Source organism: Microbacterium azadirachtae (assembly GCF_000956505.1).
In the GTDB taxonomy this organism is placed as follows: domain Bacteria; phylum Actinomycetota; class Actinomycetes; order Actinomycetales; family Microbacteriaceae; genus Microbacterium; species Microbacterium azadirachtae_A.
Genome location: NZ_JYIX01000033.1, coordinates 53,023 through 74,650 on the forward strand (window position 1 = coordinate 53,023; position 21,628 = coordinate 74,650).

A 21,628-nucleotide genomic window follows, 5' to 3' on the forward strand; every position below is an offset into this window, starting at 1 on the left:
CAGACGGATCCTCAGCTTTGCACCAACCCTTAGATGCGGGTAGCCTTCGGCGCCACGGCGGAGGATGCGCGTTCCACCAGGCTGACGGCAGAGCCTTCCTGGAGCGGAGAGGCACTCACGCCGTCCATAGCGGTGATCGCCAAGGATGCGAGGTACTGGCCCAGGCCGGTGGCATCGAGTCGCACTGAGGTGATCCTCGGCTCGATCATTGCGGCGATCGGCGTGTCATCGTGCCCGACGACCGACAGCTCCGCTGGCACCGCCAGACCTGCTCGCTGCGCCGCGCCGATGACCGCGGCGGCGACGTCATCGTTGAACGCTGCGATTCCAGTGATACCTCGTCCCACCCAGTCGCGCACCGGTGGGTCTTCGGATGACTCAGGCGCCGCGAGAGTGAAGACTTCTGGAGCGGAGAGCCCTGCTTCTGCGGCAGCCTCGAGGGCGGTTGCTTGCCGCATGTCGATGAGCTGCTGCAGCCGCGGATTCCCGGATCGCACGTACCCGATCCGTTCGTGGCCCAGGCTGCGCAGGTGCTCGATCTGCAGACGGGCACCTTCTTCTGAGTGCTGCACTTCCGGGATGATGTCGGGGTCCGGGACGATCCGAGGCACCCCTGCCTCCCGCATAGATCGCACGAGGGCGTCGGAGAAAGGCAACAGACCCACCACGACATCGGGCTGCAGGGTTTCCCAGAGGGGGCGCGAGCGAGAGTCCTCGTGCAGTGTGTGCGTGATGAGGGTGTATCCGTTGCTCTCCAAGGTGTGTGTTGCCTCGTCGATGTGCTGCCCGAGGCTGAACTCGATCGGCCAGTCTGGCAGTACCAGAAGGATGAGGTTGCTGCGGCCGCTGGCCAGCGCGCGAGCCGCCGTGTGAGGCCGATAGCCCAGGCGCCGCGCCTCGGCGACTACGCGCTCGGTGGTGGCAGCAGAGATGGTCTGGCCTGGTGTGCCGTTGAGAACGAACCCCACGGTCGCGCGTGAGATTCCCAGCGAGCGTGCCACGTCGGCAGCTGTGACACGGCGATTCGTCGCCTGCGTTCCCACGGTGGTTCCCCCTTCCGCAGCGCCACACCCGGGTCTCGGGCTTGTGCGCGCTAGTTCATGAGGATAACGTAGACCCGACTACTAGCCCGCGCTAGTAGTTTCGATAAGGGAGTCCCGACGTCGCACTATCGAGGTGCTCCCCCGACCGAGGGGCATCCAGCCGATGAGCGCACGCGCTACCACTCCTTTCATCACCCCCGTCGTCGCCGATGGATCTGTCGGCGACCCTGCGGCGTACTTGCGGCGGTCGTTTCTGGTGTCCGCCGCTCCCTGCCGTGTGATCCTCCGTTCGACAGCAATCGGCCTCATCGAGCCGCACCTCAACGGCGGCGCTGTCGGCGATGAGGTACTCGCCCCCGGGTGGACCTCCTACCGGCACCGGCTTGCTGTCAGCACGTTCGACGTCACTGACCGCGTCCGCATCGGTGAGAACGTCATCGGCGCGGTCCTCGGCGAGGGCTGGGCGGTGGGCCGGCTGGGCTGGGAGAACACGCGACACCACTATTCGGACCGTCCTGCGGCGTGGATGGAGCTCGAGCTGGAGTACCCGGACGGGCGAATCGAACTGATCGGTACGGACACCTCATTCACCGCCGCCCACGGCGGTACTGGAGCCAACAGCCTCTACGACGGAGAGACCTACGACGCGCGGGCAGAACCCGACGGATGGGATGCTCCCGGATTCGACGACGCCGGGTGGGGACCAGTGAGCGTGTTCGAATGGCCCGCCGCTGCACTCACCCCGCAGACGGCGCCCCCCATTCGACGCATCGAAGAGCTGGCACCGGTCGAGATCCTGACGACCGCGTCCGGCAGGACCGTCGTCGACTTCGGGCAGAACATCTCCGGATGGGTCCGGCTCACTGTGCACGGCAAGCGGGGAACGACTATCACCCTCCGCCACGCGGAAGTGATGGTCGACGGGGAGATCGAGGTTGAGACGCTTCGCACTGCAGCCAACACCGACCGCTACATTCTCCGCGGCGGAAACTCTGAGACCTGGGAGCCCCGGTTCACCTTCCATGGGTTCCGCTACGTCGAGGTCAGCGGATGGCCTGGCACCCTCGCCTCCGAATCGTTGCGCGCGATCGTGATCCACTCCGACATGCAGCGCACAGGATGGCTCACCACATCGGATCCGCTGCTCAATCAGCTGCACTCAAACGCCGTGTGGTCCATGCGCGACAACTTCGTCGGCGTTCCCACGGACTGTCCGCAGCGCGACGAACGCCTGGGCTGGACCGGCGACATCAACGCCTTCGCCCCCAGCGCCGCCTTCCTTTACGACGTGCGCGGCGTCCTCGGATCCTGGCTGCGCGACCTCGCGGTGGAGCAGCAGGAGAAGGGCTTCGTGCCGTGGGTGGTCCCCGATGTTCTCTCCACCCCCTCATCCCCCACTGCCCTGTGGAGTGACGTCGCGGTCAGCCTGCCCTGGGCCCTGTACCGCGAGTACGGCGACCCCGCGATCCTGGGGGATTCGTACGACTCGATGAGCACCTTCATCCGTCAGGTCGCAGACCTTTTGGATGAAGACGGGTTGTGGAGCACCGGCTTCCAGTACGGGGACTGGCTCGACCCAGACGCGCCCGAGGACAACCCGGCTGGCGGTAAGACCGACCGGCACCTGGTCGCCAGCGCCTACCTGTGCCGAACCACACGGGAGATGGCGGACACCGCTCGCATCCTTGGACGAGAAGCCGACGCGACCGAGTTCGAGGAGATTGCCCAGCGGGTTCGGCACGCGTTCCGTGAGGAGTTTGTCACGCCCAAGGGCCGCCTCGCTGGTGAGACCGCAACCGCCTACGCCCTGGCGATCGCGTTCGGCATCCTCAACGACCATGAGAACGCTCACGCTGGCGACCGGTTGGCCGCCATCGTCGCACGAGCCGGGTACCGGATTTCCACCGGCTTCGCGGGCACCCCGCTGGTGACCGACGCGCTCTCGATGACCGGCCACCTCGAGGAGGCGTACCTGCTGCTCACCGAGACCCGCTGCCCCTCGTTCCTGTACCCGGTCACCATGGGGGCGACGACGATCTGGGAGCGGTGGGACTCGGTACGGGCCGACGGCAGCATCAACCCGTCCGGGATGACGTCACTGAATCACTACGCCCTCGGAGCTGTCGTCGACTGGATGCATCGCACGATCGGCGGTCTCGCCGCGATCGAGCCCGGGTACCGTCGCATGCGCATCGCGCCCCAGCCGGGCGGCGGTCTCACCCATGCCGACCTGACCCACACCACCGGTCACGGCAACGTGCGGATCGCCTGGCGCATCGAAGACGGCCTGGTCACCGTCGAGGTGACCGTTCCCGAGGGGACCACCGCCGAGGTCACGCTCCCGTTGCACCCCGACCCCGACGCGCAGGTGCTCCACGTCGACGCAGGTACCCATACCTGGACATATGAGATCGATCTGTCGTCGACTCGTCTGCCTCTGAGCCTGGACTCCACCCTGCGGCAGGTGGCTGACGATCCGGCCGGTTGGCAGCGGTTCACCGAAGCATTCGCGCGGCACTACCCGGGGGTGCCGCTGGACGGCTCCGATCCCGAGGCAGCCGGAATGTCCGTGCGAACCATGCTCGATTACGTCCCAGGCGCATCCGACGAGCTCCGCACCGACCTCGCGGCGGCGCTCGAAGGCACCCTCCGATGACACGGGCCACGTCCCGAACCTCCGCCCCTCCTTCCCGTGATGCTTTGGAAACCCCGATGACCCGTTTGCCTTATCAGAATGACTCGCTGCCGATCGAGGATCGTGTCGCCGATCTGCTGTCGCGCCTCACCGTCGAGGAGAAGGCGGGCCAGCTGACCCAGTACTTCTACACCGGAGACGGCGAACCCATCCCGGAAGACTTCGACATCGAGTCACTGCCCCCTGAGTACCGAGTACACGTCGAACTGCCCGCACGCATCGAGGCCGCCATCCGGTCCGGGCGGGCTGGCTCGCTGCTGTTCCTCCGTGATCCGAAGTTGAGCAACCGGCTGCAGACCTACGCCGTCGAGGAAAGCCGACTCGGCATTCCGCTGCTGTTCGGATTCGATGTCGTCCACGGCTGGCGCACCGCGTTCCCGGTGCCTATCGCCATGGCCGCGACCTGGTCGGCGGACATCGTGGAAGCCGCGCAGACTGTCGCGGCGCGCGAAGCACGGGCGGCCGGCGTGCACTGGACATTTGCCCCCATGATCGATGTTGCCCGTGATGCCCGCTGGGGACGCATCATCGAGGGCGCCGGCGAGGACCCAGTCCTCGGGGCAGCGATGGCGGCAGCGCAAGTGCGCGGGTTCCAGGGGGACCTCGGTGTTGATCGCCTCATCGCCGGCCCGAAGCACTTCCTCGGGTACGGAGCGGCGCGAGGTGGCCGCGACTACGACGACGCCGAGGTGTCGGACAACGAACTGTGGAACGTCTATCTCCCACCGTTCCGGGCCGCGATCGACGCCGGCGCCGGGAACATCATGAGCGCCTACATGGACCTCAACGGTGTCCCCGCAGCGGCCAACCGGAACCTGCTGACCCGGATGCTTCGCGAGCAGCTCGGTTTCGAAGGATTCGTCGTCTCCGACGCGAACGCGATCCGCTCGCTCGAGGTGCAGCATTTCGCCGCCGACCAAACCGATGCGGCCGCGCGAGCACTCAACGCCGGACTCGACATGGAGATGTGCATGTTCGATCCCGCGTTCGACAACCTCCCCGCTGCGGTCACCGACGGTCGTGTCGACGAAGCCACGCTCGACGAGGCCGTGCGCCGCGTGCTGACGGCGAAATTCCGTCTGGGGCTCTTCGAGAACCCTTACGCGGACGCGACAGCCACCGCCACCGTGCTAGGCGCTACAGAACACCGAACGCTCTCCCGTGCCGCGGCAGAGCAGGCCATCGTTCTGCTGAAGAACGAGAATGCGGCCCTTCCCATCCACCGCGACACGGTCGGACGTATCGGCGTGGTGGGCGTCCTCGCTGACAGCCGCCGGGATCTGCTCGGACCGTGGATCTTCGACCACGACACCACCGAGACCATTACCGTCCTCGAAGGGCTGCGGACTGCCCTGGGAACCACGGATGTCTCCTACGAGGCCGGTGTCGGGATCCCCGAACGCGTCCACCCGTCGCCGTTTGACGTGACGGATGCCAGCATTGAGCGCACCCCCGAAGACCATGACGACGACGCGGCCCTTCAGCGCGCCGTTGCTCTGGCGGAGGCGTCGGACGTGACGGTCGTCGTCGTCGGGCAGCGTCAGAACCAGATTGGTGAGAAGGCGTCCACCAGCACCCTGGATCTCCCCGGTCGCCAACTCGAGCAGCTGCAGCGCATCCATGCCACCGGCACGAAAGTGATCCTCGTCGTCGTCTCCGGGCGGGCGCTGGACCTCCGTTGGGCGGATGAGCACGTGCCCGCGATCGTGCAAGCCTGGTATCCGGGCAGTCGTGCAGGTGAGGCGGTCGCATCGGTGCTGCTCGGCGATGTAAGTCCCGCGGGACGCCTGCCGTTCACCTGGCCGCGGCACGTCGGCCAGGTGCCCCTGATCTACGCGCACAACCGCACCTTCCTGCCTGACGAGCAGGACGCGCGCTACATCGAAGAGACCAACGCGCCGCTGTACCCGTTCGGGTACGGGCTGTCCTACTCGGCGTTCGAGTACGACAATCTGACCGTCGAACCAGCAACGATCGCGCCCGGTGCCTCCGCCGTGGTCAGCGTCGACGTCACCAATGTGGGCGATCGTGACGCCGACGAGGTCGTTCAGCTGTATATCCACCAACGGTACGGAAGTGCCTCCCGGCCCGTCAGGGAGCTGAAGGGCTTCCGCCGGATGTTTGTGGAGGCGGGAGAGACCCATCGGGTGGAGTTCTCACTCACTCCAGCGGAGCTGCGTTACTGGAACGCGGGCACGTCGTCGTACGTGCAGGACGCCACGACGTTCGACGTTGGCATCGGTGGCGACTCCACCGTTCCGCTCGACGGGTCGCTCTCGGTGACCCCGTGAACGCGCAGTCCACCGCGGTGGGATGGGCGGTCGTCGGGACCGGTACGGTTTCGCACGCGGTCGCCTCCGACCTCCGTCACGTGGAGGGAGCGCGGCGGGCCGCAGTCTGGTCCAGAGACGTCCGCAAAGCTCACGCATTCGCGCAGCAGCAGCAGTTCGACCGCGCCTACGTCTCCTTCGACCAGCTGATAGCCGCGCCCGACGTCGACATCGTCTACCTCGCAACCCCCCACGCCACGCACACCCCGTTCGCCCTCGCAGCACTCGACGCCGGCAAGCACGTTCTCGTTGAGAAGCCGATCGGCGTCGATGCGGCAGAGGCGCGCACCATTGCGCGGGCCGCGCGTGCGAACAAGCGTTTCGCGATGGAGGGCATGTGGATGCGGTTCAGCCCGGCCTACATCGCGCTGCGTGCCGAAGTTGCGAGCGGTGCGCTCGGGGACATCAGCTCGGTCCGGGCGACTTTCGGGCTGCCTTTCGGCGCGAAAGACTCACCTGCGTGGAGCGCCGACCGTGGCAGCAGCACCCTCCTGGACCAAGCGATCTACACCGTTACCCTCGCCCGCGACATCCTGGGCGAACCAGCAGGCATCGTGAGCAACGCAACCACACGCGAGGACGGCGTGGATCTCTCCCTGCATGCCACCCTCCTGTTCGACGGCGGACGCTTCGCCCAGCTGGCGGCCTCCATGGTGACGTATATCGATCCGACAGCATCCATCAGCGGCACAAACGGCTGGGCGACTCTGGCCGCACCGTTCTGGGCGACGGATCGCTTCCGACGGCACTCCGGCGACTTCGGCGACGCCTTCGATGCGCCCGTCGACCGTGTCTTCCCACAGGAAGGGCACGGCTACGTCCCCATGCTGCGCGCCGTGCAGGTCGCGGTGACGGCGGGGCTGACCGAGCACCCCCTGCACCCCCTGACCGACAGCATCGCGGTCATGGATGTCCTGGATCGCATCCGATCCTCGTGGCTGCCCGCCACCTCCATCTGACCCGACGTTCTCAACTTCGGACGCCACCTGAAAGGCAGCAATGACTCGCTCACCCTTCAACTCGAACTGGTCGTACCGGCCGAAGACCAGCATCTTCGCTGACGTTCACGGACAATCCTCCGCCGGCGTGTCGATCAGGTTGCCGCACGACGCGATCATCGGCCTCGAACGTCGCGCCGACGCGCCCAGCGGCGCAGGCGGGGCATTCTTCCCGGACGGGGCCTTCGAATACCTCACTACGCTCGACGTGCCGCTGGGCTGGGCGGACAAGCACGTCGCACTGGAGTTCGAAGGTGTCTACCGGGACGCGATGGTCTACGTCAACGGCGCGTTCATCGCCCAGCGTCCCAACGGGTACGCCGCCTTCGTCGTCCCCCTCGACGGGTTCCTCGAATACGGCGCTGAAAACACCATCCGGGTCGACGCCCGCACCCACGCCGACTCCCGGTGGTACACCGGCGCCGGTCTCTACCGCGAAGTGCACCTCTGGGTCACCGAACGCGTCCACGTCGCCGAACACGGTGGAGTGCGCATCACCACCCCAGACGTCGACGAGGACCGGGCTGTCGTGGCGGTCACCACCCGCCTCGACAACACCGGCACCCTCACCCGCACCGCCACGGTGATCACCGAAATCCTCGCCCCGAACGGCGACGTCGTGGCCGCCGAGAGAAGCCCGGTCACGACCCTCCCTCAGTCCACTGGCGTCATTCGGCAGCGGATGTACGTTCCGCACCCTCGACTGTGGAACGTCGACACGCCGGCCCTCTACGTCGCCCGCACCACCGTCGAAGGGATCTCGTATGACCCCGAAGTGCGGCACACATCGTTCGGCATCAGGAAGCTGCAATTGGACCCCCAGAACGGGCTCCGCATCAACGGCGACAGCGTGAAACTGCGCGGTGCGTGCATCCACCACGACAACGGCATCCTCGGCGCCGCCACGTTCGCCGACGCGGAAGAGCGTCGCATCAAGCTCCTCAAGGAGGCTGGGTTTAACGCGATCCGCAGCAGCCACAACCCGATCAGCGTCGCCATGCTCGAGGCGTGCGACCGGCTCGGGATGCTGGTGATGGACGAGACCTTCGACATGTGGGCGGACTCGAAGTCACCGTTCGACTACTCCCTCGCGTTCCCGGAGTGGTGGGAACGCGACGTCGAAGCCATGGTCGCCGTGGACTTCAACCACCCCAGCGTCATCATCTACTCCATTGGCAACGAGATCCCCGAGACCGGCCACGCCGTCGCCAGCCAATGGGGACGCAAACTGACAGAGAAAATCCGCGAACTCGACGACACCAGGTTCATCACCAACGGCATCAACGGATTCGTGTCCGTCCTCCGCGACGTGCCCGCTCTCACCGAAGCCGCAACATCCGAAGCCGCCGCGGCGTCCAGCCTTGAGGCAGCTGCAGCAGACGGCGGAGTCAACGCGCTCATGGGCAGCGACGACGATTTCATGGACCAGCTCGTGGGCTCGCCGCTCGTCACCGCCGCGACCGCTGAATCCTTCGCGTTGCTTGACATCGTCGGGCTGAACTACGGCGACGTCCGATACCAGATGGAGCGGGATGCGCACCCCAACCGCATCGTCGTAGGAACCGAAACCTTCCCCTCCCGGATTGACCGGAACTGGAAACTCGTCACCGAACACCCGCACGTCATCGGCGACTTCACCTGGTCCGGCTGGGACTACCTCGGTGAAGTCGGCGTCGGCCGGGTCAAGTACGCCGGCGACGCCGACGAAGACTCGTTCGACGGCGCATTCCCCTGGCTCACCTCCTGGTCAGCTGACCTCGACATCACCGGGCATCGCCGCCCCATGTCCTACTACCGAGAAACCGTCTTCGGCCTCCGCACCGACCCGTACATCGCAGTTCGCCGCCCCGCCAACCACGGACGAGCGTTCACGCTCGGACAATGGAGCTGGACCGACGCCGTCTCCAGCTGGAGCTGGAAAGCCCCCACCGGCTCACCGATGATCCTCGAGGTGTATAGCGACGCCGATGAGATCGAGTTGCAACTCAACGATCACGTCGTCGCAAGGACCCCCGTCGGAACCAGACGCGCACTTGTGGCGGACTTCGAGATCCCGTACGAACCCGGCACCCTCACCGCCGTCGCCTTTCAGGGAGGCATCGAAGTCGGCCGATCCGTGCTCCGCACCGCTTCAGGTCCGACCCTCATCGACGCGCGAGCTGACAAGGCGACCACGCCGTTACGAGACGGTGCGCTCGTCTTCGTCGCGATTGAGCTGCGGGATGCCGACGGGAACCTCGTCAACGACGCAGACCGACCTGTCTCCGTTACGGTGACCGGCGCCGGCTCGCTCGCCGCCCTCGGCAGCGGACGCCCACGAACCTTCGAGCGATTCGACCAACACACACACAGTAGCTACGACGGCCGACTGCTCGCAGCAATCCGACCCGACAGCATCGGAATCATCAACATCACGGTCGACGCCACAGACGCAACGACATCGGCAATCCAAATCGACGTACTCCCGGATAACGGCGCACTGCCGATAACCGTGCGTCCTGACTCTCTCGAATCGATCCCCGCATGAACGGAAACCATATGCCCAACCGCCTCGACCAGAAGACGATCATCGTCACCGGCGCCGCATCCGGCATCGGCCGGGGCACCGCCCTGAGGCTGCTTGCAGAAGGAGCCACCGTCGCAGCTATGGACCTTAGCGCGGCGAACCTCGACACTCTGAGCCAAGAAGTCGCACCCGCAGATCGCCAGCGTCTGCTTTTGGCTGAAGTCAACATCGCCGACGAGAGTTCGGTACGGGACGCCGTCGCAGACATCGTCAGGCGCGCCGGGCAACTGAACGCAATCGTAAACGCAGCTGGAATCCTGTACGCGGACCACACCCACCAGATGACTCTGGACAGGTGGAACCGTCTTGTCCAGGTCAACCTGACGGGAACGTTTCTCATGGTCCGCGAAGCGCTTCCTCACCTGCTCAACACGCCTAACAGTGTGATCGTCAACTTCGCGTCGACCTCGGCCTTCTTCGCCCACCCGTACATGGCAGCCTACGCCGCGACAAAAGGGGCCATCGCAGCGTTCACACACTCGATCGCGATCGAGTACGCGAAGAAGGGTCTGCGCGCGGTAAACGTCGTTCCCGGTGGGATCCAAAGCGGAATTACCAACAACATCATGCACAGCCTTCCGGGCGACATCGACTGGAGCCTGCTGGAGAACAATCTCCAGGCGCGGCTCAACGATGGAAGTCAGGGCACGCCCGCCGATGTCTCCGGTGTCATCGCGATGCTGATCTCCGACGACGGCGCCTTCATCACCGGCACCGAGATCCGTATCGACGGTGGCGCACACATGTAAGCAACCCTTTTTGGTTCTTGGTTGATGCCGTCGACGTCACAGGATCGTCGAAGCCGTCGACTTCTGCGCGATTCCACGGAAGGACAAACGGGTCGCGCGATCATCATGGTCAGACGTTCGAAGCCCCCCACGCCGCTCCAGTTACTCCGGAGCGGTGTCTCTGGAGCGTCAGGCGTAGGTGTTGTGCACGGGCCACCCGCGTTCACCCTTGTAGACGTCGAAGACGTAGCTCTCGCCGGCGTCGTCGGTGCCCTGGAAGCGCCACCCGTAGAGCGGGTGCGGTTTCTCGATCGGCACGGACCAGATCGAGTCGCGGATTCTTGTCGGCATGTCGGTGACGCGCCAGCGCTTCCCCGCGAAGACCATCCGAGCGGGGATGTCGTTGACCATCCACAGCATCACGAGCTGTTCGAGTGTTTGCGCGTTCATGGGTTAGCATAATCGAATACATATTCGAATGAGGCTAGAGTGCGAGCGTGCATGTGATCCAGCTCGCCCGCTCGCAGTGGCTCGCGGTGCACAACCACTACCGCGCGCGGTTCCTCATCGTCGAGGGGCCGCAGGTGTTGCGTGAGACGGGTGAGACGATGGTGAAGCACCGCGTCGAGTGGTGGGCGCCGGATCCGAAGAACCGGCACGTCGTCGCCGTGTGTGACGGGCTTCTCGCTGCGGAGAGCTGGTGCCGTGACGAGATCCGCCGCGCCACCGAGGAGAAGGCGAAGATCTCGGCGTCGGCCGCGCGTGACGGGTTCTGATCGCGTGGGCACGAGCCAGCGTGAAGCGGACGCGGCCGCCGACCACTTCCTGCTGAAGATCGCGCGCGCGAACGCGCCTGCTCGTGCGTAAGCCCGTCGATCTCGACGGTCGGGTTGCCGAACGGGAGTCCAGACTTCAGGCCGCCCGCGTCGAGAGCGTCGCGCAGCTGGTGCTCCACGGTGACCACGTGATCGCTGGTGAAGTGGCGGACCCATGTCGGGAGCTGCCCGTCGACGTCGATCTCCAAGACGGGGAGCGTGCGTGCAATGTCGCCCGCGATGACCTGCGCGAACTGGGTGATCTCGGCGGGCCGGCGATCACGCCACGCTCCCCCAGGGCGACGCCGATGTGTCCTTCGAGGTCAGCGACGGACCACGCGGAACGGCGCTGCTCGACGGCTGCGAGCACGTCGCCGCGGAGCACGGCCTGGTCGAGTTCGTCGAGTGTGATGCGCTCCGGAGCAGAGACGGCGGTGAACCCGTCGACCTGCAGGCCGGCGTCGCGCAGCTCGTCGATCCACTTCTGTTCCGGGTGCTCCACGGACTGCCGCTTGCGGGGACGTTCGTGCGCCGACGCTCGCTGATCCGATTCACGGCGCAGCTCACCGCTCGGCTCCTGGCCGGGGTGTTCGCGACGCCACTCGGCCTCGAACGTCACGACGTTCCGCTCGATTTGCTGCGCACGCTTCGACAGCGTGCGCGCCTGCTCGTGGAGGTTGGTCACCCGGCCGGTGGCGACGCCGAACTCGAACCCAGCATGTGCAAGCGCCTGCTGCAGACCGGCATGCGAGTTGATCGTCGCTTCCCCGACGCCACGGAGTGTCCGACAATTCGTCCGGAATCCTCGCAAAAGGGGAGCGCGGAGCGGATCCGCTCTGGTTGGATGACCTGGTGCGAACGACTGCTGACGACACCGGCTTCCGGCCAGGAGCGCTGATCTGGCTCGCCGTCGCGACCTTCTCGATGGGGATCGACGGCTATGTTCTGGCCGGGCTGCTGCCGCAGATCGCCACGGACCTGGACGTCGATGCGGCCGCCGCCGGGCAGCTCATGAGCGTGTTCGCGGCGACCGGTGCGATCGCGGGTCCCGTGCTCGGCGCGCTCACCGGACGCTGGGAGCGCAAGTCGACGATCGTGCTGGCCCTCAGCGTCTTCGTGCTCGGCAACCTCATGGTGGGCCTCGCGCCCACCTACTTCTGGGCGATGAGCGGCCGAGTGGTGTCGGCCCTCGGCGGGGCGCTGCTGAACGCCGTGATCGGCTCCTACGTGATCGCGCGCACCCCGGAGCACTACCGCGGCAGGGCGCTCTCGCTCGTGATGGGCGGCTTCCTGTTCGCGACCGCGCTCGGCGTGCCGGTCGGGCTCGTGATCGGACAGGCCGACTGGCGGATCCCGCTGTTCCTCGTGGTCGGCGTCGGCGCGGCGGCGCTCGTCGGGATCCTGTGGAAGGTGCGCCCGCTGCGCCTTCCGCCGCTCTCGCTGCGCGAGGCGCTGAGCCCGCTCACGCGCCCGGCGATCCTGTTCGTGCTGCTGGTGCCGATGGGCCTCATGTGCGCGAGCTACTTCTGCTTCACCTACGCGACGCTCATCCTGGGCCCGCGCATCGGCGAGGGGTACCCGATCATCGGCGCCCTTTTCGGCTACGGCATCGTGAGCCTCGCCGGCAACATCGTCTCCGGACGCGTGACCGATCGCCGCGGCCCCGTCGCCGTGCTCACGGTCATCGTCGCCACGGTGCTCGCCGCCGCGCTGCTCGGCTGGGCCGGCCTGATGCTGCCCGGCGCCGCCGGCGCCGTGGCGGGGCTCCTCTGGTTCCTCGTGTGCGCCTTCTTCAACGGCGGATCCGGCGTGGCCGCCCAGACCCGGCTCGCCACGATGGTGCCGCCGGCGGTGGCCGCCCTCGTGCTCGCGCTCAACAACAGCGCCATGATGCTGGGCAGCGCGCTCGGCAGCGCGCTCGGCGGTCTCGCGCTCGCCGCAGGTGCCGTGCCGGACCAGCTGCTGCTGCTCTCGTGCGTCGTGCTCGCGGTGACGTTCGGGGTGCAGCTCGTGACCGCGGCGACGCAGCGGCGCCGCGACGCGGCGGTCGCTCCGGTCGGCGCCAGCGAGCCGCCCGTGGAGGCGCTCGACCCGGTGTGACGCCGAGGTCGCTGCGCGAGCACGACCTGCGCCGGGCTCACGTCCTGCGAGATGGAAAACGCCGCGCCCCGGGCTGTGCGGGGCGCGAAAAGCATCTTGCCGTGGCGCGCTCCGGGCGGTGGAGAGGGAAAACGTCGCTGCCGGATGCGCGGGAGCGACGTTTTCCCTCTCTCGGCTCACGGATCCGCCCGGGCTCGCCGGGGCCCGTCCGGGTTCGGCTGAGCCCGGGCGCCGGCTCAGCCGATCGTGTACCAGGCGGCGGAGTTCGCCGGCAGCACGGTCCCGGCCTCGGGGGCGCTGTGCACCACGATCGCGGCACCCGCCGGGAGCGGAAGAGGCGTCTCGCCGAGGTTCGCCGCGACGTGAAGATCCCCGCGCCGGAACGCGACGGCGTCGGATCCCAGGTCCTCCCAGATGAGGGATCCGGATCCGAGCCCGCGCTCCTTGCGCAGCTGCAGCAGTGTCTTGTACAGCTCCAGGGTGGAGCCGTCCGCACCCACCTCGGCGGCGCGCGCGTGCTCGGCCCACTCGGCGGGCTGCGGCAGCCATGAGGCGCCGGTGTCGTTGAAGCCGTAGGACGGCGTGGTGCCGCTCCACGGCAGCGGCACGCGGCAGCCGTCGCGTCCATAGCGCTCGCCGTTCGTGCGGAACCAGGTGGGATCCTGCCGGAATTCGTCCGGGATCTCCATCGCCTCGGGCAGCCCGAGCTCCTCGCCCTGGTACAGGTAGGCGGATCCGGGCAGCGACAGCATCACGGTGGTCGCTGCGCGGGCGCGCGCGAGGCCGAGGGCCGAGTCGGGCTTGGGCTCGTCGCGCGGGCCGATGCCGTCGCCCTGCGGGTTGTCCCAGGTGAGGGCGAGGCGTGAGGCGTGGCGCACGACGTCGTGGTTCGAGAGCACCCAGGTGCTGGGGGCGCCGACCGCCCCGAACGCGTCGAGGGAGTCGCGGATCACGGCGCGGAGCTCTTCCGCGTTCCACGGCGTCATGAGGTAGTTGAAGTTGAACGCCTGGTTCATCTCGTCGGGGCGCACCCACAGCGCGATCTGGTCGAGCGTGGGCAGCCACGCCTCCGCGCACAGGGCGCGGTCGCCGTCGTAGGCGGCCAGCACGTCATGCCAGTCGCGGTAGATCTCGTGCACGCCGGGCTGGCCCCAGTACGGCACGTCCTCCTGGTCGCCGCCCATGGAGTCGGCGCCGTCGCCGGGCGTGTAGTCGGGCAGCCCCGCCTTCTTGATCATGCCGTGGGCGACATCCACACGGAACCCGTCGACGCCGCGATCGAGCCAGAAGCGCAGTACGCCGCGGAACTCTTCGCGCACCTCTTCGTTCGTCCAGTCGAAGTCGGGTTGGCTCGGGTCGAAGATGTGCAGGTACCACTGGCCCGGCGTGCCGTCCGGCTCGGTGATCCGCGTCCACATGCCGCCGCCGAACACGCTCTGCCAGTTGTTCGGCGGCAGTTCGCCGTGCTCGCCCTTGCCGTCGCGGAAGATGTACCGCGCGCGCTCGGGGCTGCCGGGGGCGGCCGTCAGCGCCTCCTGGAACCAGCGGTGCTGGTCGGAGGAGTGGTTCGGCACCAGGTCGACGATCACGCGGATGCTGCGGGCGTGCGCGGCCGCGAGCATCGCGTCGAAGTCGTCGAGTGTGCCGAACAGCGCATCGACGCCGCGGTAGTCCGAGACGTCGTAGCCCGCATCCTTCTGCGGGCTGGGCATGAACGGGCTCAGCCAGATCGCGTCGACGCCGAGGTCCTGCAGCGCGTCAAGTCGCGACGTGATGCCCGGCAGGTCGCCGATGCCGTCTCCGTTCGCATCGGCAAAGGAGCGCGGGTAGATCTGGTAGATGACGGCGGTGCGCCACCACTCGGATCCGGGGGCGGACTGCTGCTCGATCTCGGCCATGCGATCAGGGTACCGGGACGCCGGCGGATCCCGGAAACGCGGGGATCGAATCGGTTCGATCGGGATTTCAGCGCGGGATGAGGTTCGCCGGCTCCGCGCCCGCGAGCATGCGGTCGATCTGGGTCCGCACGAGGGCCGCGATGCGCGGGCTCATGGCGGTCGAGGCGCCACCGACATGCGGGGTGAACAGCACTCCGGGGGCGGTCCACAGCGGGTGGCCCTCGGGCAGCGGCTCCGGATCCATGACGTCCAGAGCGGCGCGGATCCGTCCGTTCTCGGCGACCAGTGCGTCCGTGTCGACGAGCGTCCCACGGCCGACGTTGACGAGCAGCGCGCCGTCGGCCATGCGCGCGAGCATGGCCGCGTCGAACAGCCGGTGCGTGGCGGATCCGCCGGGCAGCGACAGGATGACGATCTCCACGTCGGGGAGAAGCGCGGGCAGGTCGGCGAGCGCATGCACCGCGATCTCTCCGACGCCGTCGATCGCCTCGGTGCGGGCGGTCTGCGCGACCGCGGTGATGCTGGTCTCGAAGCCGGCGAGGCGACGGGCAACCGCCTTGCCGACGCCGCCGATGCCGACCAGCAGTACACGGCGATCCGCAAGGCTCGACGTGAACGCCCGATCCCACACTCCCGCATCCTGCGAGCGCACGAACCGCGGCAGCTCGCGCTGCGCCGCGAGGGCCAGCGCAAGGGCGAGTTCGGCGGTGGCGGGCTCGTGCACGGTGGCGGCGTTCGCGAACGGAACCCCCGCGGGTACGCGGTCGATCACGGCCTCGTAGCCGATCATCTGCCCCTGCACGAGACCGACCTCGATGCCGTCCAGCGCGGAGAAGCGCTGCCGTCCGAGGTAGGACGGCACGACGATGTCGATCCGCGGTGCGGGCGGGGGCGTGGTCATGTCCCAGACCTGCACCTCCACGCCATCGGGCAGCGGCCCCCGGGCGGCGATGTCGGCGGCGAGTTCGGCGGTGGGGACGGTGACGAGCAGGCTCACCCCACGAGCGTATGCCCCTTGGCACCCGGGGGCGGGCCGCGAGTGCACGGGATCCTGCCGATGCCGAGCGCGAGTGCACGGGATCCTGCCGGGTGCACGGGTTCTTCGCGTGAACAGGCCGTGCGCTCGGCGCCTGGCCGTGCACTCGTGGGGCGGGGCGGAGAGACAGCTCGCGGATGTGGCGGGTGCACGGGATGCTGCCGGGTGCACGGGATCCAGCCGGTGCCGAGCGCGAGTGCACGGGATCCTGCCGGGTGCACGGGTTCTTCGCGTGAACAGGCCGTGCGCTCGGCACCTGGCCGTGCACTCGGCGTGCCAGGGCGTGCCCGGGCGTGCCCGCGCCAGGGCGTGCCCGTGCCAGGGTGCTCCTGCCTCTCCTCGAAACAAGCGCACCTCATTGACAGGATCGCGCTCTGTATACATAATACTGAGTGCGTCCCGCACTCCCGAAGGGCCCTTCAACGACGAAAGAGGTGGCGTCATGCCCCGCTCGAACCCTCGACTCCTGCGCACTCTCGCCGCGGTCTCCGCCGGTGCGCTGATGCTCGGCCTCGCCGCGTGCAGCGGCGGCGCCTCCGGTGGCGGCAGCGCTGCCGGCGGCAAGTCCACCGTGGTCTGGTCGACCTGGGGCAGCGCCGACGAGCTCAAGCGCTATCAGGACTTCGACAAGGAGTTCATGAAGCGGCACCCCGACATCACGGTCAAGCTGCAGCCCGTCGCCGGCTACGACGACTACCACTCCAAGCTTCTCGCGCAGCTGACCAGCAACACGGCGCCCGACGTCTTCTACGTCGGCGACGACATGGTCGGCCAGTTCGTCGGATCCAACCGTCTGATGCCGCTCAAGTCCCTCATGGACGGAGCGAAGAGCAAGAGCAAGGTCGACGACTTCTCGCCCGGCCTGTTCGGCGCGGCGGAGAAGGACGGGGAGATCTACGCCGCCCCGAACGACTCGAACCCCGACGTGTTCTGGTACGACAAGGAGGCGCTCAAGGCCGCCGGCATCACCGAGGATCCTGCCACGCTCGCCGGCGAAGGCAAGTGGACCACGAGTGCCTTCCTCGACATGAACAAGAAGCTCCGCGATGCGGGTCTCACCGGAACCATGTTCTGGAACTACTGGGCCACGCAGTGGAGCTGGCTGAGCTCGCAGGGCGTCTCCGCGCCGTACGACAAGGGCGGGAAGTTCGTCGCGAACAAGGACGCCGGCGCCGTCAAGGCGCTGGACCAGTTCGGATCCCTGTTCCAGGACAAGACGTTCCTCGTCGCCGACACCCTGCCCGACGGCGCGGGCGCCGACAGCCTCTTCGTCTCGCACAAGGCCGGCTTCTTCGTCCAGGGGCGCTACACGATCGGCACGGTCGAGGCGGCCGGATCCAAGGACTCGTACGACATCGCCCCGTGGCCGACGCCCGACGGCAAGGCAGCGCCCACCGGCGTCGCCACCTCGTTCCTCGCGATCAACAAGGGCACCAAGGTCAAGGACGCGGCCTTCACGTTCTGGACCGAGTTCCTCTCGGCCGAGGGGCAGACCCTCCGCCTGCAGGGCGGCGGCAACGCCGTTCCGTCGATCAAGGGCGCGGACGACGTCGTGCTGGACGGCTACCCGGCGCACGCGCAGACCTTCCTCGACATGCGCGACATCGGCTTCGTCAACTACCCCACCGAGGCGCGCCTTCCGGGCATCCGCGGCGGCATCGGCGACCAGTTCCTCGCGCTCTACCAGGGCAAGCAGGACGCTCAGGCCACGCTCGACGCCGTCGGCAAACTGGTCCAGGACGGCAAGTGACGATGAGCACACAGGCTGTAGACACCCGGGCGCCGTCGACGACGGCGCCCGGGTGGCGGCGCGAGGCCGCGTGGCGCCGCCGCGATCGGCGCTGGGGCTACGCCTTCGTCGGGCCGCAGCTGGTGGGCATGGGGCTCTTCGTTCTCGTGCCTTTCCTTGCGAGCCTCGTGCTCGCGTTCGCGCACTGGGACGGCCTGACCGACCTCAGCTGGGTGGGATTCGACAACTTCGCCACGGAGCTCACGGATCCGCTCTTCGGCCGCGCCATCCTGAACACGCTGCTCATCGCGATCCTCACGGTGCCGATCGGCCTCGCTCTGGCCGTGACGATCGCGGTCGCGCTCGAGAAGCTGAAGACCCGCACCCTCTACCTGGTGCTGTTCTTCGCGCCGGTGGTCACCTCGACCGTGGCCGTCGCGATGATGTGGCAGCAGATGTTCCGCGCGGACGGCGTGCTGTCGTCGGCGATCTCGAAGGTCTTCGGGGTCGCACCGCCGGACTGGCTGCAGGATCCGCGGCTCGCCCTGATCGCCGTGTGCATCGTCACGATCTGGTCGTCCCTGGGCCTCAACGTCATCATCTTCCTCGCCGGCCTGCAGAACATCTCGCCGTCGGTGATCGAGGCCGCGCGGATCGACGGCGCGGGCGCCTGGCGGCTGTTCACCGCGATCCGGCTGCCCCTGCTGTCGCCGATCGTCTTCTTCTCCTCGGTGATCGCGTTCATCTCGTCACTGCAGACGTTCGACACCGTCTACGTCCTGGTCAAGAACGCCGGACCCGACAATGCGACGCGCACGATCGTCTACCACATCTACGACCTCGGCATGAAGCAGTTCAACTTCGGCCTCTCATCGGCCGCGAGCATCATCCTGCTGCTGCTGACCCTCGTCATCACGGGGATCCAGTTCGCCGCGCAGAAGAAGTTCGTCCACTACGAGGATGACCCCGCATGAGCGTCGACACCACGCGCATCACGACCGGCGGACACGCGCCCGCCACCGATTCCACGATCGCCCTCGTCGCGCCGGGCCGGCGGATCCGTCCGCGTGTCGCCGGCAAGGGGCGCCGGCGCCTGTCTGCGACGATCCTGCACGTCGTGCTGGTCGTCGCCGGACTCGGAATGGTCTTCCCGTTCATCTGGATGCTGCTGACCTCGTTCAAGACGCTGCCGCAGCTGTTGAAGAACCCGCTCTCGGTGCTGCCGAGCCCGTGGACGTTCGACAACTACGTCCAGGCCTGGAACGCGGTGCCGTTCGCGCAGGCGTACCTGAACAGCGCCTACATCGCGGTGCTGGTCGTCGTCGGCACGCTCATCACGGCCTCGATGGCCGGCTACGCGTTCGCGCGGATCCGCTTCCGCGGATCGAAGGTGCTGTTCATCGTCTTCCTCGCCACGCAGATGATCCCCAAGCAGGTCACGCTCATCCCGTTCTACCTGCTGATGTCACAGCTCGGGTGGGTGGACTCGCACCTCGCCCTCATCATCCCCGGCATGATCGCGAACCCCTTCGCGGTCTTCCTCATGCGCCAGTTCGTGCTGTCGCTGCCGCGGGAGCTCGAGGAGGCGGCGCTCGTGGACGGGGCGGGCCGGATCCGCACCTTCTTCCAGGTGATCCTGCCGAACCTCAAGCCGGGTCTCGCCGCACTCAGCGTCATCGTCGCGCTCGACGTGTGGAACTCGTTCCTGTTCCCCCTCGTGCTGCTCAACACCCCCGACCTGTTCACGGTGCCGCTGCTGCTGCAGTCGTTCCAGGGGCAGTTCGGCTCGGTGAACTACGGGCTGGTGATGGCCGCCTCGGCGATCTCGACCGTGCCGATGCTGATCGTGTTCGTGATCGGGCAGCGACGGATCCTGAACAGCATGGCCGCGTCGGGTCTCGGAGGGCGTTGACGTGACGGATGTCCCCACCCCGGCCGGCGGAGTCGCGCCCGCAGCCCAGCTCGCGCTCGCCGCGGGCCGCCACCTCGACCTGGTGACGGCCCCGTTCACGATGCCGCGCTCTCGCCTGCTGGTGTTCCGCGAAGGTGAGGGCGAGGGCGTGCGCGTGCACACGTCCGAGTACGAGCGGCGGCTCGACCAGTGCCGCGTGCTCGACGCGCTCGTCGTGCGCGACGCGTCCGGCCGGATCCTCCCGATCGTCGACGTGCAGCCGCACCGGATCTCGTTCGGCGCCGCGACCCTCACGTTCGACGGGCTGCGCACGCTCAGCATCGGCGGGGATCCGGCGGCCTCCGTCCGCCTCTCGCTTCCGGGCGGCGGCGAGTCCCGCCACGAGGTCGGATCCGGGATCCGCATCGAGGTCGCCGCCGATCGCACGGTCACGATCTCCGCCCAGCAGGACGGCGCCCACGGCGCGGCCGAAGAGGCGCTCGAGGCACTGTGGGAGGCGTGGTTCGACCGCTGCCCGCGGGTGCGCGAGGATCTGCAGGACATGGCGGCCTTCTGCTGGTGGGTGCTCGGCGCGAACATCGTGGAGCTGCCCGCGCTCGAGGGCGCTCGGGCGATCGTGCCCTCGAAGATCGGCTACGTCGGACTCTGGCAGTGGGACGCGTACTTCATCGCGGTCGGCCTGCGTCACGGCGACCCGGAGCTCGCCAGGGAGCAGCTCGAGCTCGCGTTCCGGTTCCCGCGCGAGAACGGGCAGCTGCCCGACGTCGTGCACGAGCAGGGCGTGCTCGCCACGAGCGACGACCTGCCGGAGTCGGACCGGGCGACGCTGCGTCGCGCGGGCTCGCAGGCGGCTGATCCGAGTGCTCCCGTGCCGCTCACCAAGCCGCCGCTCGCCGCCTGGGCGCTGCGCAAGGTGCTCGAGGTCGAGGACGCGCCCGAGTGGGCAGCGACCCAGCTGGAGCGGGTGATCCGCTCGCAGGACTGGTGGTTCGCGGGGCCGGAGCGGAACGGATCCGACCTCGACGGCGACGGGCTGCCGGAGTACGGCCATCCGTACTCCTCGGGACTCGACGACAGCCCGGTGTTCGACGGGCCGATCCCCACGACGGCTCCCGACCTCGCGGCCTACCTGGTGCAGCAGGACAGGGAGATCGCCGCGCTCGCAGCGCGCTACCTGCCCGGTCACCCCATCGCGCCGCACCTGGCCCGCGCAGAGCGCACGACCGCGCTCCTCATGGAGCGGCTGTGGGATCCGGCCGTGCGGCGCTTCATCGCCCGGGGCCCGGGAGCGGGCGAGGAGGCGCGCATCGCGAGCGACACCGTCGTGGGGCTCATGCCGCTGCGCGTGGAGGGGCTGCCAGACGAGGCCCGCACCGCGCTGCGGGAGGCGATCGACGACCCGGAACGGTATGCGCTGGAGTGGGGGCTGCCGACGGTGTCGGCGGCGGATCCCGACTTCTCCACGGAGCGGATGTGGCGCGGCCCGATCTGGATCAACACCAGCGCGCTCATCGCCGAGGGGCTGGACACGGCCGGTCAGCCCGAGCGCGCGCGGGCGCTGCGCGAGCAGACCGTGCGCCTGGTGATCCACGGCGGCGGTCCGCACGAATACTTCAACCCGCGCACGGGCCTCAAGGCCGAGCGTGCGACGACGGCTTTCGCCTGGTCGGCGGCGCTCTTCATCGATCTGGCGGTGGCCCTCAGCCGCTGACGCGCGAAACCCCCACAGAGATTCGAAGCCCCCTCGCAAGTGCGCAAGCAGGAGGGGGCCTCGAATC

Annotated in this window: 16 protein-coding genes; 12 read left to right on the forward strand and 4 right to left on the reverse strand. The window is 67.9% G+C overall.

Going from position 1 to position 21,628, the window contains the following annotated elements; translation table 11 throughout:
• Positions 1 to 29 precede the first annotated feature (29 nt).
• Positions 30 to 1,043: a LacI family DNA-binding transcriptional regulator gene (locus RS86_RS08240; RefSeq protein ID WP_045271759.1), complete on the reverse strand. Its 1,014-nt coding sequence runs from the start codon at positions 1,041 to 1,043 to the stop codon at positions 30 to 32.
• A gap of 163 nt (positions 1,044 to 1,206) precedes the next feature.
• Here RS86_RS08240 and RS86_RS08245 point away from each other — a divergent pair, with 163 nt between their 5' ends.
• The 5 genes from RS86_RS08245 to RS86_RS08265 are packed head-to-tail and all read left to right on the forward strand — an operon-like array spanning position 1,207 to position 10,381.
• Positions 1,207 to 3,699 carry an alpha-L-rhamnosidase gene (locus RS86_RS08245; RefSeq protein ID WP_045271760.1) on the forward strand — a complete coding sequence of 831 codons (2,493 nt, stop codon included), beginning with the start codon at positions 1,207 to 1,209 and terminating at the stop codon, positions 3,697 to 3,699.
• Positions 3,700 to 3,755: 56 nt separating this feature from the next.
• Positions 3,756 to 6,029 (forward strand): glycoside hydrolase family 3 N-terminal domain-containing protein, encoded by a 2,274-nt coding sequence (locus RS86_RS08250; RefSeq protein ID WP_045271761.1) that lies wholly within the window; start codon positions 3,756 to 3,758, stop codon positions 6,027 to 6,029.
• Positions 6,026 to 7,027: a Gfo/Idh/MocA family protein gene (locus RS86_RS08255; RefSeq protein ID WP_045271762.1), complete on the forward strand. Its 1,002-nt coding sequence runs from the start codon at positions 6,026 to 6,028 to the stop codon at positions 7,025 to 7,027. The genes RS86_RS08250 and RS86_RS08255 overlap by 4 nt, the downstream gene beginning before the upstream one ends.
• Before the next feature lie 40 nt (positions 7,028 to 7,067).
• Positions 7,068 to 9,593, forward strand: a complete 2,526-nt coding sequence (locus tag RS86_RS08260; RefSeq protein WP_045271763.1) for a glycoside hydrolase family 2 TIM barrel-domain containing protein — start codon at positions 7,068 to 7,070, stop codon at positions 9,591 to 9,593.
• Entirely contained in the window at positions 9,590 to 10,381 is a 792-nt protein-coding gene (locus tag RS86_RS08265) for an SDR family NAD(P)-dependent oxidoreductase (RefSeq protein ID WP_235281700.1), read from the forward strand. The genes RS86_RS08260 and RS86_RS08265 overlap by 4 nt, the downstream gene beginning before the upstream one ends.
• 168 nt (positions 10,382 to 10,549) lie before the next feature.
• Here RS86_RS08265 and RS86_RS08270 read toward each other — a convergent pair whose 3' ends face one another.
• A complete protein-coding gene (locus RS86_RS08270) occupies positions 10,550 to 10,810 on the reverse strand; it encodes a hypothetical protein (protein WP_045271765.1) in 261 nt (86 codons plus the stop codon).
• A 47-nt stretch (positions 10,811 to 10,857) separates the two neighbouring features.
• Here RS86_RS08270 and RS86_RS08275 point away from each other — a divergent pair, with 47 nt between their 5' ends.
• From RS86_RS08275 to RS86_RS08285, 3 genes are all read left to right on the forward strand, one after another.
• Positions 10,858 to 11,136 (forward strand): hypothetical protein, encoded by a 279-nt coding sequence (locus RS86_RS08275; RefSeq protein ID WP_152642121.1) that lies wholly within the window; start codon positions 10,858 to 10,860, stop codon positions 11,134 to 11,136.
• 349 nt (positions 11,137 to 11,485) lie between these two features.
• Positions 11,486 to 12,073, forward strand: coding sequence for a hypothetical protein (locus RS86_RS20380; RefSeq protein WP_152642122.1), 588 nt, complete (start codon positions 11,486 to 11,488; stop codon positions 12,071 to 12,073).
• Positions 12,028 to 13,275 carry an MFS transporter gene (locus RS86_RS08285; protein WP_235281702.1) on the forward strand — a complete coding sequence of 416 codons (1,248 nt, stop codon included), beginning with the start codon at positions 12,028 to 12,030 and terminating at the stop codon, positions 13,273 to 13,275. The genes RS86_RS20380 and RS86_RS08285 overlap by 46 nt, the downstream gene beginning before the upstream one ends.
• Before the next feature lie 236 nt (positions 13,276 to 13,511).
• Here RS86_RS08285 and RS86_RS08295 read toward each other — a convergent pair whose 3' ends face one another.
• Positions 13,512 to 15,173 carry a glycoside hydrolase family 13 protein gene (locus RS86_RS08295; protein WP_045271769.1) on the reverse strand — a complete coding sequence of 554 codons (1,662 nt, stop codon included), beginning with the start codon at positions 15,171 to 15,173 and terminating at the stop codon, positions 13,512 to 13,514.
• A gap of 67 nt (positions 15,174 to 15,240) precedes the next feature.
• Entirely contained in the window at positions 15,241 to 16,170 is a 930-nt protein-coding gene (locus RS86_RS08300) for an NAD(P)-dependent oxidoreductase (protein ID WP_045271770.1), read from the reverse strand.
• A 481-nt stretch (positions 16,171 to 16,651) separates the two neighbouring features.
• On the opposite strand from RS86_RS08300, the gene RS86_RS08305 reads away from it, so the two are divergent.
• Genes RS86_RS08305 through RS86_RS08320 form a run of 4 tightly spaced genes read left to right on the forward strand, consistent with a single transcriptional unit; the run spans position 16,652 to position 21,561 of the window.
• Complete coding sequence (locus tag RS86_RS08305; protein WP_045271771.1) at positions 16,652 to 17,959, forward strand: ABC transporter substrate-binding protein; 1,308 nt, start codon at positions 16,652 to 16,654, stop codon at positions 17,957 to 17,959.
• Between the two features lie 2 nt (positions 17,960 to 17,961).
• Positions 17,962 to 18,912: a carbohydrate ABC transporter permease gene (locus tag RS86_RS08310; protein ID WP_052680160.1), complete on the forward strand. Its 951-nt coding sequence runs from the start codon at positions 17,962 to 17,964 to the stop codon at positions 18,910 to 18,912.
• Positions 18,909 to 19,850 carry a carbohydrate ABC transporter permease gene (locus RS86_RS08315; protein ID WP_082076681.1) on the forward strand — a complete coding sequence of 314 codons (942 nt, stop codon included), beginning with the start codon at positions 18,909 to 18,911 and terminating at the stop codon, positions 19,848 to 19,850. Before RS86_RS08310 ends, RS86_RS08315 begins: the two co-directional genes overlap by 4 nt.
• 1 nt (position 19,851) lies before the next feature.
• Positions 19,852 to 21,561, forward strand: a complete 1,710-nt coding sequence (locus RS86_RS08320) for an amylo-alpha-1,6-glucosidase (protein ID WP_052680161.1) — start codon at positions 19,852 to 19,854, stop codon at positions 21,559 to 21,561.
• The last annotated feature ends 67 nt before the right edge of the window (positions 21,562 to 21,628 follow it).

Bases quoted from the DNA above. Each gene is read 5' to 3' on its own strand.
- RS86_RS08245 (WP_045271760.1), top strand. From the start codon at position 1,207: ATGAGCGCACGCGCTACCACTCCTTTCATCACCCCCGTCGTCGCCGAT.
- RS86_RS08250 (WP_045271761.1), top strand. From the start codon at position 3,756: ATGACCCGTTTGCCTTATCAGAATGACTCGCTGCCGATCGAGGATCGT.
- RS86_RS08260 (WP_045271763.1), top strand. From the start codon at position 7,068: ATGACTCGCTCACCCTTCAACTCGAACTGGTCGTACCGGCCGAAGACC.
- RS86_RS08265 (WP_235281700.1), top strand. From the start codon at position 9,590: ATGAACGGAAACCATATGCCCAACCGCCTCGACCAGAAGACGATCATC.
- RS86_RS08270 (WP_045271765.1), bottom strand. From the start codon at position 10,810: ATGAACGCGCAAACACTCGAACAGCTCGTGATGCTGTGGATGGTCAAC.
- RS86_RS08295 (WP_045271769.1), bottom strand. From the start codon at position 15,173: ATGGCCGAGATCGAGCAGCAGTCCGCCCCCGGATCCGAGTGGTGGCGC.
- RS86_RS08305 (WP_045271771.1), top strand. From the start codon at position 16,652: ATGCCCCGCTCGAACCCTCGACTCCTGCGCACTCTCGCCGCGGTCTCC.
- RS86_RS08310 (WP_052680160.1), top strand. From the start codon at position 17,962: ATGAGCACACAGGCTGTAGACACCCGGGCGCCGTCGACGACGGCGCCC.
- RS86_RS08315 (WP_082076681.1), top strand. From the start codon at position 18,909: ATGAGCGTCGACACCACGCGCATCACGACCGGCGGACACGCGCCCGCC.